General features: G+C 66.4%; 14 protein-coding genes and 1 tRNA gene. 11 read left to right on the top strand and 4 right to left on the bottom strand.

The genetic code is table 11. The features are described 5' to 3' along the window. Positions 1–13: 13 nt before the first annotated feature. A complete protein-coding gene (locus CH273_RS18850) occupies positions 14–844 on the bottom strand; it encodes an undecaprenyl-diphosphate phosphatase (RefSeq protein WP_371828408.1) in 831 nt (276 codons plus the stop codon). Between the two features lie 211 nt (positions 845–1,055). On the opposite strand from CH273_RS18850, the gene CH273_RS18855 reads away from it, so the two are divergent. The 4 genes from CH273_RS18855 to CH273_RS18870 are packed head-to-tail and all read left to right on the top strand — an operon-like array spanning position 1,056 to position 4,934. After that, on the top strand, positions 1,056–1,988 hold the full coding sequence (locus tag CH273_RS18855; RefSeq protein WP_032398054.1) for an aldo/keto reductase: 933 nt from the start codon (positions 1,056–1,058) through the stop codon (positions 1,986–1,988). A 35-nt stretch (positions 1,989–2,023) separates the two neighbouring features. Then, on the top strand, positions 2,024–3,031 hold the full coding sequence (locus CH273_RS18860) for a heme/hemin ABC transporter substrate-binding protein (protein ID WP_032398464.1): 1,008 nt from the start codon (positions 2,024–2,026) through the stop codon (positions 3,029–3,031). Further along, positions 3,028–4,095, top strand: coding sequence for a FecCD family ABC transporter permease (locus CH273_RS18865; RefSeq protein ID WP_032398053.1), 1,068 nt, complete (start codon positions 3,028–3,030; stop codon positions 4,093–4,095). Before CH273_RS18860 ends, CH273_RS18865 begins: the two co-directional genes overlap by 4 nt. After that, positions 4,092–4,934 (top strand): heme ABC transporter ATP-binding protein, encoded by an 843-nt coding sequence (locus CH273_RS18870; protein ID WP_032398052.1) that lies wholly within the window; start codon positions 4,092–4,094, stop codon positions 4,932–4,934. Before CH273_RS18865 ends, CH273_RS18870 begins: the two co-directional genes overlap by 4 nt. On the opposite strand, the gene CH273_RS18875 is transcribed toward CH273_RS18870, so the two are convergent. Then, positions 4,909–5,274 (bottom strand): hypothetical protein, encoded by a 366-nt coding sequence (locus tag CH273_RS18875; RefSeq protein WP_052050357.1) that lies wholly within the window; start codon positions 5,272–5,274, stop codon positions 4,909–4,911. The two genes, CH273_RS18870 and CH273_RS18875, sit on opposite strands and share 26 nt — an antisense overlap. A 161-nt stretch (positions 5,275–5,435) precedes the next feature. Between CH273_RS18875 and CH273_RS18880 the strand changes: the two genes are divergently transcribed. The 3 genes from CH273_RS18880 (at position 5,436) to CH273_RS18890 (ending at position 7,974) form a co-directional block, all read left to right on the top strand. Continuing rightward, positions 5,436–6,461: a YncE family protein gene (locus CH273_RS18880; protein WP_032398051.1), complete on the top strand. Its 1,026-nt coding sequence runs from the start codon at positions 5,436–5,438 to the stop codon at positions 6,459–6,461. Positions 6,462–6,587: 126 nt separating this feature from the next. After that, complete coding sequence (locus CH273_RS18885; RefSeq protein WP_032377864.1) at positions 6,588–6,809, top strand: DUF5703 family protein; 222 nt, start codon at positions 6,588–6,590, stop codon at positions 6,807–6,809. 94 nt (positions 6,810–6,903) lie between these two features. Continuing rightward, entirely contained in the window at positions 6,904–7,974 is a 1,071-nt protein-coding gene (locus CH273_RS18890; protein ID WP_032398462.1) for a quinone-dependent dihydroorotate dehydrogenase, read from the top strand. Between the two features lie 44 nt (positions 7,975–8,018). Here CH273_RS18890 and CH273_RS18895 read toward each other — a convergent pair whose 3' ends face one another. Further along, positions 8,019–8,546 carry a YbhB/YbcL family Raf kinase inhibitor-like protein gene (locus CH273_RS18895; RefSeq protein WP_032398050.1) on the bottom strand — a complete coding sequence of 176 codons (528 nt, stop codon included), beginning with the start codon at positions 8,544–8,546 and terminating at the stop codon, positions 8,019–8,021. 16 nt (positions 8,547–8,562) lie between these two features. Beyond that, positions 8,563–9,894 (bottom strand): M20/M25/M40 family metallo-hydrolase, encoded by a 1,332-nt coding sequence (locus tag CH273_RS18900; RefSeq protein WP_082322695.1) that lies wholly within the window; start codon positions 9,892–9,894, stop codon positions 8,563–8,565. Between the two features lie 204 nt (positions 9,895–10,098). Here CH273_RS18900 and CH273_RS18905 point away from each other — a divergent pair. From CH273_RS18905 to CH273_RS18920, 4 genes are all read left to right on the top strand, one after another. Continuing rightward, positions 10,099–10,184, top strand: a tRNA-Leu gene (locus tag CH273_RS18905). A 145-nt stretch (positions 10,185–10,329) separates the two neighbouring features. Continuing rightward, positions 10,330–11,790, top strand: a complete 1,461-nt coding sequence (locus tag CH273_RS18910) for an SDR family NAD(P)-dependent oxidoreductase (RefSeq protein ID WP_032398049.1) — start codon at positions 10,330–10,332, stop codon at positions 11,788–11,790. Positions 11,791–11,895: 105 nt separating this feature from the next. Continuing rightward, a complete protein-coding gene (locus CH273_RS18915) occupies positions 11,896–13,392 on the top strand; it encodes a glutamate-cysteine ligase family protein (RefSeq protein ID WP_032398048.1) in 1,497 nt (498 codons plus the stop codon). Positions 13,393–13,436: 44 nt separating this feature from the next. Then, positions 13,437–14,702: a saccharopine dehydrogenase family protein gene (locus tag CH273_RS18920; RefSeq protein WP_052050354.1), complete on the top strand. Its 1,266-nt coding sequence runs from the start codon at positions 13,437–13,439 to the stop codon at positions 14,700–14,702. Positions 14,703–14,707 lie beyond the last annotated feature (5 nt).

The following is a 14,707-nucleotide window of genomic DNA, read 5'->3' on the forward strand; positions in this document are numbered from 1 at the left end:
CTGTGCCGAACGACTAGGTGGCGGACACGACCCCGCCGGCCAACAGACCGAGCACCACGACACCCAGCACGATGCGGTACCCGACGAACCAGTACAGCGAGTGGTTCGCGACGAACTTGAGCAACCAGGCGATCGAGGCGTAGCCGAGGGCGAAGGCGATGATCGTCGCCACCAGCAGCTGCGGACCCGACGCGGCCAGTCCCGAGCCCACCGGCTCGAAGGCGTCGGGCAGCGAGAAGAGACCGGAGGCCGTGACCGCCGGAATGGCGAGCAGGAACGAGAATCGCACTGCTGCCTCCCGTTCGAGTCCGAGAAACAGGCCGGCGCTGGTCGTCGCCCCGGAACGGGACACACCCGGGATCAGAGCGAGACACTGTGCCAGACCCATGACAATGCCGTCCCGGGTGGTCAACTTCTCGATCGGGCGTTCCTTCCGGCCGACCTTCTCGGCGACTGCGATGACGACGGCGAACGCGATCAACATGAACGCGATGAGGTACAGGTTTCGGGCACCGGTTCGGATCTGGTCCTTGAACAGCAGTCCGAGAACGCCGATGGGAATGGTGGCGATGATCACGTACCACCCCATGCGGTAGTCGAGTCCGCGTTCGTCCTTCTTCGTCAGACCGACGAACCACGCTTTCACGATCCTGACGATGTCTCGCCAGAAGAACAGCAGCACAGCGGCTTCGGTGCCCAGCTGGGTCACCGCAGTGAAGGAGGCACCTGCGTCCTCGTTCCAGAACACACTGGACACGATGCGCAGGTGCCCGGACGAGGAGATCGGCAGGAATTCGGTCAGGCCCTGCACCGCACCGAGGACGATCGCCTGCAGCCACGTCATGTCGATCATGCGGCGTCACCCTCCGAGATCGGTGTCGATGGACTGATCACTGTCGATGCGCGGCCGCCGGCCCGCCCCCTGAGTTCGCGATTCACGGGCACGACCGTACCCGGCGCGGCACGTACGCACCGGGCGGCGCGGCGCACTACTGTGCACTGGCGGCAGTGCAGTTCGACACCGACGATCACACGTAAAAGGACATTCGGCACATATGAAGCAGAGATCGGTCGGCACCAGCGGACTTCGAGTCTCCAGACTCGGCCTCGGCACCCTCGGATGGGGTAGCGGAACCGACGGTGACGACGCCGCGGCGCAGTTGTCGGCGTTCGCCGAGGCCGGCGGCACGCTCGTCGACACGTCTCCCGCGTACGGGGACGGACGCGCGCAGCGAGTGCTCGCCGAATTGCTCGACGACGTGGTCCCTCGGCACGAATTGGTGATCAGCAGCGCAGCGGGTCTCAGTTCGCGCTACGGCCGCTATCACGTGGACTGCTCGCGGCGCGGACTGCTCGGCCAACTCGACGCCACGCTGCGCGAACTGGGAACCGACTACCTCGATCTGTGGCAGGTGGCCACCTGGGACCCGATGACTCCGGTCGACGAGGTCGCCGCCACACTCGACTACGCCGTCACCAGTGGACGGGTCCGCTACACCGGAGCCCGTGGCTACCTCGGGTGGCAACTGGCGACGGCGGCAGGAGCAGCAGGCACCGGACGGATCGTGGCCACACAGGCGGAGTACTCGCTGCTGGCCCGCGGGATCGAGGACGAATTGATCCCCGCCGCAGACCACCACGGCATCGGTGTCCTCGCCGCGATTCCCCTCGCGGGCGGCGTGCTGACAGGCAAGTACCGCAGCGGAATACCGGCGGACTCACGCGGTGCCGACGAGGTGCACGCAGAGTCCGTGCTGACGTACCTGACCGACTCTGCCGTCAGCATCGTCGACGCCGCCGTCACCGCCGCCGACGGGCTGGCGACCTCTCCCCTGGTCGTCGCGCTCGCGTGGGCTCGGGACAGGCCGGGTGTGAGCAGCGCGATCGTGGGGGCTCGCGATCTGGCTCAGTTGATGGGCGCATTGATGGCCGAGGAACTCGAGCTGCCGCCCGCGATCGCGTCGGCCTTGGACGACGTCAGCGCCTGATCGCCTGCCAACATCGGACAGGCTAACCTTCGGTGGTGACCGTCAACCGTCTCGCCGCCGTGCTCCTCGTCGCCGGACTCCTGGTCGGCTGCTCGGCGAACACCCCCGCCGCAGGACCCGCGGACTCGATCGGCCCCCGCACCGCCGTCGTCGACGATCCGAATCCGGAACCGATCGCCGACGATCCGGCCGAGGTACTGCCCGTCACCGTGACCGGATTCGACGGCGTCGCCGTCACGGTCACCGACAACAGCCGCATCGTCGCTGCCGACCAGTACGGCACGCTGGCCGAGACCGTCTTCGCGCTCGGACTCGGTGACAACCTCGTCGGGCGCGACACCTCTGCCGCATTTCCCGCGGCCGAGAACGTGCCCGATGTCACCCCGACCGGCCATTCCCTGAGTGCCGAGGGGATTCTGGCGCTGTCGCCGACCGTCGTCCTGACCGATACCAGCATCGGTCCACGCGCCGTGCAGGATCAGATCCGAGCCGCCGGCATTCCCGTCGTGTACTTCGATCCCACCCGCACTCTGGCAGGCGTCGCCACCCAGATCGAGGCCGTGGCGGCCGCCCTCGGTGTGCCCGACGCCGGGGCTGCCCTCGCCGAACGAACGAAGGCCGAGATTTCGGCAGCGGCGAACGAGACACCCGAGTCCACCGAACCGCCGAAGATCGCGTTTCTGTACATGCGCGGGCCTGCGATCACGATGCTCGCCGGGCCCGGCTCGGGAGCGGATGCACTGATAGAGGCTCTCGGAGCCAGGGACGCCGGTGTCGAATCGGGTCTGACCGAGCAATTCGTGCCGATCACCAGCGAAGCCCTGATCGCCGCAGCACCCGACGTGATTCTGATGATGACCAAGGGCCTGGAATCGATCGGTGGAATCGAGGGTCTGGAGCAGATCCCCGGAATCGCCCAGACCCCCGCAGGCCGAGAACGCCGGGTGGTGGACATGGACGACGGGACCATCCTCAGTTTCGGCCCGAACACCGGAAAGGTGTTGGTCGCACTGTCGAAGGCCGTGTACGACCCGGCGTCATGACGAACCGCACACTCGCCGAACGCCGCACGGGCCGAGGACGGGTTCTTGCCATTTTCGGAGCCCTGGTTGTGGCGCTGGTCGGCCTGGCGTTGATCTCGGCCGTTGTGGGGCAGGTGCCGACGACTCCGCTGGAAGTGTTGGGCAGCCTCGCGCATCGGGTGGGACTCGAGATCGGCCCGATGCCTGCACATCCCAGCGGCGAGGTGACGCTGTGGCAGGTCCGATTCCCACGGCTGACGCTGGCAATTCTCGTCGGCGCGTGTCTGGGCTGCGCGGGTGCGCTGCTCCAGGGGGTGTTCGCCAATCCACTGGCCGAGCCGGGTGTGGTCGGGGTCTCCTCGGGCGCTGCTGTTGGGGCCAGCTCGGTCATCGTGCTCGGCGGCAGCTTCGCGGGAGTGTGGAGCGTGGCGTTCGCCGCCTTCGTCGGCGGGCTCGTCACCACGGTCGCCGTGTACTTTCTCGCTCGCAACGCAGGCCGCACCGAAGTGGTGACGCTCATCCTCACCGGCGTTGCAGTCAACGCCTTCGCCGGCGGTGTCATCGCGTTCTTCACCTTCGTCGCCAGTCCCGCCGCCCGCGATCGGATCGTGTTCTGGCAACTGGGGTCGCTCGCGGGCGCAACCTGGCAGTCGGTGGCGGTGGTCGGCCCGCTCGCGCTGCTCGGAATCGGAGCCTCCCTGGCGATCGCCCGCCGACTCGACCTGCTTGCGCTCGGTGAGAACGTGGCACGCCATCTGGGCGTGAACGTCGAACGACTCAGACAGTTCGCGATCGTCGTCGTCGCCCTGCTCGTTGCGTCCGGGGTGGCTTTCACCGGAATCATCCTGTTCGTGGGTCTGGTGGTTCCGCATGCCATGCGGATGGTGCTCGGCCCCGCGCATCGACTCATCATTCCGGCCAGCGCCCTCGCCGGGGCGGTCGTGCTTCTTGCTGCAGACCTCGTGACGCGGACTCTCGTCGCGAACGTCGACCTGCCACTCGGCATGGTGACGTCGCTGGCGGGTGCCCCGTTCTTCTTCTGGCTGCTTCGCCGTACCCGGGCTCGCCAGGGCGGTTGGGCATGATGGGACGCACAGCACGCCGCGACATCCCGGTCATCCCTGAACCGGGTTCGAACGCCCTGGTCGCTCGCGGAGTCTCCGCACGAAGTGGGGACGCGACGGTGTTGTCCGGGGTCCACCTCGACGTGGTGGCCGGCGAGATACTGGCGCTGGTGGGACCCAACGGCGCAGGCAAATCGACGCTGCTGTCGGTCCTGGCGGGAGACACCGAGCCCAGCGCCGGATCGGTGCTGCTGGGCGACGAACCGCTGTCCCGCATCCGCTCGGTGGACGTGGCGAGGCGACGCGCTGTGCTGCCTCAGCAGCACAGCGTCGGATTCGCGTTCACGGCCGGCCAGATCGTCCGGATGGGCCGAGCCCCCTGGGCCGGTACCTCGGCGGCACGCCACGACGACGACCGCATCGAAGCGGCCATGACTGCGTGCGACGTGACGGCCTTCTCGCATCGACCGTTCGCATCGCTCTCCGGCGGCGAGCAGGCCCGGGTCGCACTGGCCCGCGTCATCGCCCAGGACACGGCGACGGTCATGCTGGACGAGCCCACCGCAGCACTCGACCTGGGACATCAGGAGTCGGTGATGGCCGTGGTGCGTTCACTCGCCGCCGCAGGCCGCGCCGTGGTCGTCGTGCTGCACGATCTGGGCCTCGCGGCGGCCTACGCCGATCGCGTCGCGATCCTGGACTCGGGTGAACTGATCGCAACCGGTCCGCCGCGGGAGGTGCTCACCGCCGCAACGCTGGCCCGGGTCTATCGACACCCCGTCGACGTGTTCGATCATCCCGACACCGGCGAACAGCTGGTGGTTCCCCACCGTGTCAGAAACCCTCCAACACGGAATTGACCCGGTTGAAGAAGGACCGCACTGCCGTGGTGTCGCGCTGTGACGCGTCGGACAGCTGCTGCGCGTGGGCGACCGCATCACGCACCACTCCGACGATGCTGCGCTCGTCCGTCAGATCGACTTCGGTGACCGAATGCTCGGCCACCGCTTCGACCTCGGACCGGTCCGGTACCGGGGATTGGACATCGGCGCGGTATATCTCCACGTACAGGGTGCTCCTGTGCACCCGAAACGCGAACGCCCGGCCGTCGTCGGTGCGCCCGAAGCCGTTCGGATGCGTTCCCGCGTTCACTTCCTCGACGACGAAGTGTGTTTCCTCGGTTCCCACGTCCACTCCCATGTCGTGCACTGACCTCGGACGATCACGCTACCGCGTCCTCCGCCGCGACCGAGCGGCAACCAAATCCGCCGTGGTGGATTTCGCCGAGATCGCCGCACGCTGGTACAGATGTGGCAGCGCCTCCACCGGCAGCATCTTCTCGAGGAAGTAGGTTCGGCCTCATGCGAACACCGTCGACCCGTTCGATTCGGGCGGCAGTCGCGTCCGCGCTCGCCGTCGTCACAGTCCTGTCGGTCGGCGGGTGCTCCAGCGACGACGAGAACGCCGACGACATCTCCGTCGAGCCCCTACCGCCGGCGGAGTCCCCCGAACCGACCGTGACGCCCGCCGGTACCGTCGGCGCGTTCGCGCCCGTGGACGCACTCAGTTTCGACCCCGTCACGCGAACCCTGGTGGCGCTGACCGACGCATCGACGACGGTGACCCTCGTCCGCGACGGCACGGCAGCCGAGACCCGCGTGGTCGACCTGGGCTCGACGGCAGCAGAACTCGTCGCCGGACGGGACTCGACAGTGCTCGTCCCGATGGTCGGCGCCGTCGCGAGGATCGCCGTCGCGGACGGACAGCGCACCGACCTGACGGTCGACGCCGACGCGCTGTCCGCAGCAGACCTGCCCGACGGCACGACGGCCGTCGGCGACGACACCGGCACGGTGCGCGTGCTCGATCCGAGCGGTCAGGTCACCACCATGATCTCCGGCGGCAGCGTGACCTCAGCCGATGCTCTGGCCAGTACACCGAACGGTGTCTCGGTCCTCGATCGACGCCAGACGTCGGTGACCGACCTGAATCTGGACGACGGCACCCTCGGAGTGGCCTTGCGCGCGGGCGAAGGTGCCGCGGAGATGACGAGCGACGAGTTCGGCCGCCTCCTGGTCACCGATTCGACCGGTACCGAGTTGCTCGTCTTCACCTCGCACGACCTGCTGATGCGGCAACGGTTTCCGGTCGGGTCGCAGCCGTGGGCGATCGCCTACGATGAGCAGTCCGGTGTCGCATGGGTGACGCTTCCCGCGTCCAACGAGGTGGTCGGGTACACACTCGACACCGGAATTCCGGTCGAGGTCACGAGGTTGGCCACTGTGCGGCAGCCGAATTCGGTTGCCGTCGACGCCGACACCGGCGACTTGTACGTGGGATCGGCAACCGGTGACGGGCTGCAGCGTATCCCCGCTGCGGGTCGCTGAGCTCGAAGCAGGAGTGGAGCCTGCAGGAACGACCGATAGGGCAGGAGTGGAGCCTGCAGGAACGACCGATAAGGACGGAGGAGGCATGTGAACGCACACGAGAGTTCGGCACCTGGCCGCGCGAAGATGCCCGTCGGATGGGAAGTGTCGCCGTCCGACGACTGGGAGTACGTGCCGTTGCGGTTGCCACCGGACGTGACCCGTGTGACGGCCTCGATGCGTCTGGCGATTCAGGCGGAGTTCGGCGGCTGGGAACTGTCGCGGGTTCGCCTCTACACCGACGGCAGCAGGCGTGTGCTGCTCAAACGCAAGAAGACCGCGCATCACATCCCCGAGCCCGGAATCTGAGCGCCTCGCAGTACTGTTCGACCGCACGATCGCTGAATCACAGCACGAGTTCTACCCTGCCAGATCGACCGGAGAGAAGACCGTGGGAGACCGCCTGTACCGCGTCCTGTTGCGCCTGATGTTCCTCGTGCCACCGGAGAGGATTCACCATCTGGCGTTCGGTGTGCTCCGCGCTGTCGCCGCGGTGCCTCCGCTCCGCTTTCTGGCGGAGAAGATGTTCGTGGTCGACGATCCACGACTGCGCTCGACGGTGTTCGGCGTCGACTTCCCGGCGCCGCTCGGTCTCGCGGCCGGTTTCGACAAGAATGCCGACGGAATCGATGCGTGGGGGCCGATCGGATTCGGTTTCGCCGAGATCGGCACCGTGACTGCGCAGAGCCAGCCGGGCAATCCGACTCCGAGACTGTTCCGGTTGCCTCTCGACCGGGCCATCGTCAACCGCATGGGCTTCAACAACCACGGTGCCGAGCACGCGGCCCAGCGCGTCCGTGCCAGGCGCACCGGTATCCCGATCGGTGCCAACATCGGCAAGACCAAGATCGTCGAGCCGGACGGTGCCGCCGCGGACTACACGGCCAGCGCCCGGCTTCTGGGCCCGTTGGCGGACTTCGTCGTCGTCAACGTCAGCTCCCCCAATACCCCTGGACTGCGTGACCTGCAGGCCGTGGAATCGCTGCGACCGATCCTGGTGGCGGTGCAGTCGGTGGTGACGGTCCCGGTACTGGTCAAGATCGCCCCCGACCTGTCCGACGAGGACATCGACGCCGTGGCCGATCTGGCCGTCGAACTCGGTCTCGACGGGATCGTGGCCACCAACACGACGATCTCCCGCGCCGGTCTGCGCACCGACGCAGAACTGGTTGCCGGAATGGGAGCCGGCGGCCTGTCCGGTGCTCCGTTGGCCGACCGCTCGCTCGAGGTACTGCGACGCCTGTACCGCCGAGTGGGTACGCATCTGGCGCTGATCTCCGTCGGCGGAATCGAGACCGAGGCGCAGGCATGGGAACGCATCACCGCGGGCGCGTCGCTGGTGCAGGGCTACACCGGGTTCGTCTACGGCGGCCCGCTGTGGATCGAGAACATTCACCGCGGACTGGCCGCTCGGCTCGAGCAACACGGGTTCGCCACGATCGCCGATGCGGTGGGCTCGGCGAACAAGCCCTGAACCGCCGGGTGCCGGAACATAAGTCCGGCACCCGACGACCGAGCTCAGGCCTCGTAGATGCCGGTGAGGACCGCACGACCGATGGCGTGCGAGAACAGATTGAAACCGAGGTAGGCCGGGGTGGCCGTCTCGTCCACTTCCAGCCGTTCCACGTCCACCGCGTGAACCACGATGAAGTAGCGGTGCGGGCCGTGGCCTGCCGGCGGTGCAGCACCGATGTAGCGGAACAGGCCCGCATCGTTCTTGAGCGTCACCGCGGTGCTGGGCACCCCGGTCCCGCCGTCGTCGCCCGCGCCGGACACCAGCGATGTCGTCTCGACGGGGATGTTCGCCACTGCCCAGTGCCAGAAGCCGGATGCCGTCGGCGCGTCGGGATCGTAGACGGTGACAGCGAAGCTCTTGGTGCCCTCGGGGAATCCGGACCAGGACAGCTGCGGGGAGTTGTCGTGCCCACCGGCTCCCATGATTCCACTGACCTGCTGAGCGGCCAGTGTCTTGCCGTCCTCGACGTCCTCGGACGTCAACTCGAAGGACGGTAGGTCCGGAAGCGAGTCGTATGGGTTGTACGCCACGATGGTTCCTTTCGTATCAGCTGTGCAGCAAGAAGTGTTCGAGTACCTGTGTACCGAACTCCAACGATTCCACGGGTACTCGTTCGTCGATGCCGTGAAACAACGCCGCGAAATCCAATTCCGGCGGCAACTTCAGCGGAGCGAAGCCGAAACAGCGAATACCGATGCGCGCGAATGCTTTTGCGTCGGTTCCACCGGAGAGCATGTAGGGAACGGTTCGACCGTTCGGGTCGTGTGCCAACACTGCGTCGTTCATCGCATCGACGAGATCACCGTCGAAAGTGGTCTCGTACGGTTCCAGTTTCGTGATCCACTCGCGTTCGACGTTCGGGCCGATCAACTCGTCGACCTCCTTCTCGAAGGCCGCCTGCCGCCCCGGCAGCACTCGGCAGTCCACCACTGCCGTCGCCGTCTGCGGAATCACGTTGGCCTTGTAGCCGGCCGAGAGCATCGTCGGGTTCGCGGTGTCGCGCAGGGTCGCTCCGACGATGCGGGCGATGCTGCCGAGCTTGAGCAGGGTGCCGTCGATGTCCGGTGACGTCGGGTCGAAATCGAGACCCGATTCCTCCGAGACGGCCTGCAGAAACTGCGATACCGATTCGGTGAGCACCAGCGGGAACGTGTGATTGCCCAGTTTGGCCACTGCCTCGGCCAGGTACGTCACGGCGTTGTCGTCGTGCAGAAACGATCCGTGCCCGGCTCGCGCCTTCGCCGTCAGCCGCATCCACGCCAGACTCTTCTCCGCCGTCTCGACCATGTAGAGCCGCTTCTCGGTGCCGTCCGGGCGGGGGACGGTCAGGGAGAAACCGCCGACCTCGCCGACTGCCTCGGTGACGCCCTCGAACAGGTCCGGTCGGTTGTCGACCAACCAGTGCGATCCGTACTTGCCACCTGCCTCCTCGTCCGCCAGGAACGCGAACAGGATGTCGCGGGGTGGGACGGTTCCGTTGGACTTGAACTGTCGGGCCAGCGCCAGGGCCATGCCGACCATGTCCTTCATGTCCACCGCGCCCCGGCCCCACACGTACCCGTCCTCGACGGCCCCGGAGAACGGATGCACGCTCCAGTCGGCGGGCTCGGCGGGCACGACGTCCAGGTGTCCGTGGAGCAGCAGCGCGCCGCGAGAGGAGTCCGATCCGCGCAGCCAGGCGAACACGTTTCCTCGACCGGGGGCACCGGACTCGACGTACTCCGTCTCGTAGCCCACTTCCTCGAGTTTGTTCGCCACCCACTCGGCACATTCCTTCTCGCCGACCGTGGTGTCGAGCTCCCCAGTGTTCGAGGTGTCGAACCGGATGAGGGAACTGACGAGATCCACGACTTCGTCGAGGGCAACGGTGGCGTCGATATCGGTTGGGTTTCCGGGATTGCTCACATCGTTGGACACACGTCGTTCCTACCACCAGAATCCGCTCCGGGCACCATGAGAAACGGCCTCGAGGACGAACTGACGTGGGGATTTGGGTTATCGGGAACCCGTCGGATAATCTTACGCAGCACACAGCGGCCGGCTGTGAAAGCAACAAAAGAATATGCGGCAGCGGTCGCACTTGTCCGAGTGGCGGAATGGCAGACGCGCTAGCTTGAGGTGCTAGTGTCCTATTAACGGACGTGGGGGTTCAAGTCCCCCCTCGGACACCGTCTGAAAGATGTAGCCAGACAGAAATTTTCACAGATCTGAGTTGAGACAGACGAAACGGACCCTGATTCTTCGGAATCGGGGTCTTTTTCGTTCTGCACTCGCTCCCTTCGGCTCGAAGGGGCCGATGCTAGGAGACCGACGATGAACGCGATCGACCCGACCGATCTCGAGACGTGCCTGCGCGTGCTGAAGCAGGCGGCCGAGCTGGACAAGAACCATCCCGATTCGATCGCTGTCCAGCGCGCCTCCGGTGCCATGTTCAAGGACCTCAAGCGTGCTCGACGCGTGGCGGCACGCAACGCTGTCAACGCGGCCGACCGCGCCGTCGTCGCCGCCACCGCAACAGGATCCCCGGACCGGATCGACGACGAGACAGCAGGCCTCTCCCTGACCTCCCGAGCCGAGGGAGATATCGCAGGCACGCTGATCAAGGCCCGCCCCTGCTACATCTGCAAGCAGCGCTACACCCACGTCGACTCGTTCTATCACCAGCTGTGCCCGGAGTGTGCGACGCTCAATCGCGGCAAGCGCAACGCTCGAACCGACCTGTCCGGACGTCGGGCGTTGCTGACCGGCGGGCGAGCGAAGATCGGCATGTACATCGCTCTTCGACTGCTCCGCGACGGTGCACACACCACGATCACCACTCGCTTCCCCAACGATGCCGTACGTCGCTTCGCAGCGATGGACGACAGCGATCAGTGGCTGCACCGTCTTCGCGTCGTCGGTATCGATCTTCGCGATCCGGCTCAGGTGGTGGCACTTGCCGATTCCGTCGCCGCCGAGGGGCCTCTGGACATCCTGATCAACAACGCCGCACAGACCGTCAAACGCTCCCCCGGTTCCTACAGTGCACTGGCCGATGCGGAAGCCGAACCATTGCCCGCCGCCCTGACCGAGGGGGCAGGACCGCAGCGCATCACGTTCGGCAAGACCAGCGATGCGCACCCCGCGTCACTGGCGAGTTCGTTGCCCGCCACGGCGATCGGCGGCCGATCGACTGCTGCCCTGAGCGCGGACGACGTGGCCTCCCTCGCCATGGTCGCCGGCTCGGTCACGGCGGAGAGGATCGAGAGCGGGCTCGCCATCGACGCCGGGGGTCTGGTACCCGATCTCGCCGAGACCAACAGCTGGATCCACACCGTCGAGCAGGTCGACCCGGTGGAACTGCTCGAAGTGCAACTCTGCAATTCCGTCGCACCCTTCATCCTGGTCTCGCGGCTCCGCACCGCGATGGAGGCCTCCGACGCTCGACGAAAGTACGTCGTCAACGTCTCTGCCATGGAGGGCCAGTTCGGCCGCGCCTACAAGGGGCCGGGCCATCCCCACACCAACATGGCCAAGGCCGCGCTGAACATGCTGACGCGCACCAGCGCGAAGGAGATGCTCGACAGCGGAATCCTGATGACCGCCGTCGACACCGGCTGGATCACCGACGAACGGCCGCACCCCACCAAGATGCGGCTCGCCGACGAGGGTTTCCATGCTCCACTCGACCTGGTGGACGGGGCCGCGCGGGTGTACGACCCGATCGTGCAGGGAGAGCTCGGAAACGATCTGTACGGCTCGTTCCTCAAGGATTATCAGCCCTCTCCCTGGTGATTTTCGCGTGCGTCCCCCTCGGCGAACGCGTACTGCGATACTCGTAACTCGAAGTCGTTGCGCGTGAGCGAACGGCCCATCTTCACGCACCGATAGGCGGTCACCATGGGCGAGGACGTCGAGCGCCGTAAGTTCACCAGGCAGGATCGGCACGAGTTCCGCCAGAAGGTCCAGGACTGTCTCGATGCCCTGGCGGTCATGTTGGCCGACGAGACCTTCCACGTCGGTGAACCGCAGATCGGCATGGAGATCGAGCTCAATCTCGTCGACGACGACATGGAGCCGTCCATGGCCAACGCCGCCGTGCTCGACGCCATCGCCGACCCCGACTATCAAACCGAGCTCGGACAGTTCAACATCGAGATCAACGTCGACCCTCGGCCACTGCGCGGTGCGTCGATCGCCGAGTTGGAGACGGACCTGCGCAGATCGCTGAATGCGGCGGACGAACGCGCCCGCACCTCCGGTAGCCGTCTGGCCATGATCGGCATGCTCCCGACTCTGGACGAGGAACACTTCGAGCACCGGTGGCTCTCGGCGAATCCGCGCTACGACCTGCTCAATCAACAGATCTTCGCCGCGCGCGGTGAAGACATCGAACTGAAGATCGGTGGAGTGCGGCTGCCCGGTGCCGCTGCCGCCGAGGACCTCGACATCGTGACCGACACGATCCTGCCCGAGGCAGCCTGCACGTCGGTTCAGCTGCACCTGCAGGTGGCTCCGGACGAGTTCGCATCGTATTGGAATGCAGCGCAAGCTCTTTCGGGCGTACAGGTGGCGCTCGCCGCCAACTCGCCGTTCTTCGCCGGTCGCGCGCTGTGGCACGAGACTCGTATCCCGTTGTTCGAGCAGGCCACCGACACCAGGCCGCAGGAGCTCAAGAATCAGGGAGTCCGACCACGGGTGTGGTTCGGCGAACGGTGGATCACCTCGATCTTCGATCTGTTCGAGGAGAATTCGCGCTACTTCCCTGCGTTGCTTCCCGTCTGCAGCGACGAGGACCCCAAAGCTGCGCTGGCCGAGGGCAAGACACCGTCACTGTCCGAACTGCGCATGCACAACGGAACCGTCTACCGGTGGAACCGACCGATCTACGACCGGTCCGGCGACGGCCACCACATTCGGCTCGAGAATCGTGTCCTCCCGGCCGGACCGTCGGTGGTGGATACCCTCGCCGACGCGGCGTTCTACTACGGAACCGTCCGCGCACTGGCCGATGCAGACCGCCCGCTGTGGTCCCAGATGTCGTTCGACGCGGCCGAGGAGAACGTGCACTCCGCTGCCCGCGGCGGGTTCGATTCGATGCTCTACTGGCCCGAGGTGGGCTGGGTGAGTCCGCAGGAACTGGTGTTGCGCCGGCTGCTGCCACTGGCCGACGCCGGCCTGGCCGCCTACGGCGTCGACGCGCCGGTCCGCGACCGCTATCTCGGGGTGATCGAAGCGCGGTGCCTGGCCAAGCAGTCCGGCTCGGTGTGGCAGCGCAACGCCGTCGTCGCCCGTGAACGCGCCGGTGAGAAGCGCGATCGCGCCCTCGCCGGAATGCTCGGCGATTACGTCACCCTCATGAACGCCGGAGAACCCGTGCACACCTGGACGAACTGACGGCGCGTCGACTCACGGGGGTGACCCGCGTTAGTGTCGCTGGTATGAACTCGCCAGCATCCGACTCGACCGTCGGCCCCGATCGCACTCACGACATCGTCGTCTACGGCGTCACCGGCTTCGTCGGGAAACTGACGGCGAAATACCTCGCCGAGCATGCACCGGCCAACACCCGGATCGCCCTGGCAGGGCGCTCGACGGCGCGGGTGGAGGCCGCCAGGAAGGACCTGGGCTCGAGGGCTCAGCAGTGGTCCGTTCTCGAGGCCGACGCCACCGATGTCGCATCGCTCGAGGCCATGGCCCGTTCGACCCGAGTCGTCATCACCACGGTCGGCCCCTACGCCAAGTACGGCCTGGAATTGGCGACGGCGTGCGCCGAGGCCGGGACGGATTACGTCGACCTCACCGGCGAGGTGCTGTTCGCTCGCGAGAGCATCGACACCAATCACGAGATCGCTCAGCGCACCGGGGCCCGCATCGTCCACTCGTGCGGCTTCGATTCCATCCCGTCCGACATCGGCGTACACGCCCTGTACGAGGCCGTCACCGCGGACAACGCCGGGGAGCTGACCGACACGACCCTGGTGGTCACGTCGATGTCCGGTGGGGTCAGCGGTGGCACCATCGACTCGCTGCGAGGGCAGATCGAGGCGATGAAGAAGGACAAGCGGGCCCGACGCATCGCCGCGCGGCCGTACTCGCTCAGCCCCGATCGCGGCCTCGAGCCGCAGCTCGGTCGCCAACTCGACACCGTGCTGATCGACGGCAAGAAAATCGACCCGAGCCTGCGCGGTTGGAAAGCACCGTTCGTGATGGCCTCGTACAACACACGAGTCGTCCGGCGGACCAACGCACTTCGCGACTGGGCCTACGGAAAGCAGTTCCGCTACAGCGAGGTGATGAGTGTCGGCTCGTCGTTCGCCAGCCCCGTCCTCGCCGGTGCTCTGTCGGCTGGGCTCTTCGTCGGCGTGTCGGCGATGACCGTGCTTCCGGGCAAGGTGCTCGATCGCATTCTGCCCAAGCCGGGCACAGGCCCCAGTGAAAAAGCCCGCGAGAAGGGACATTTCACGGTCGACCTGTACACCCTCACCACATCGGGGGCTCGCTACCGGGCCCGGGTCAAGGCCTCGGGAGATCCCGGCTACAAGGCCACCGCAGTCATGCTGGCCGAGTCGGCACTCGCACTCGTGCACGGCGGTGACGCCCTGCCGAAGGCCAGCGGAGTCCTCACTCCGGCCACTGCGATCGGCGACGTCCTCGTGGACCGTCTCAATGCTGCCGGTATGGAGATCTGGGCCGAACGGAACTGATCGAC

This window comes from Rhodococcus sp. 05-339-2 (genome assembly GCF_002258965.1).
Lineage (GTDB): Bacteria > Actinomycetota > Actinomycetes > Mycobacteriales > Mycobacteriaceae > Rhodococcoides.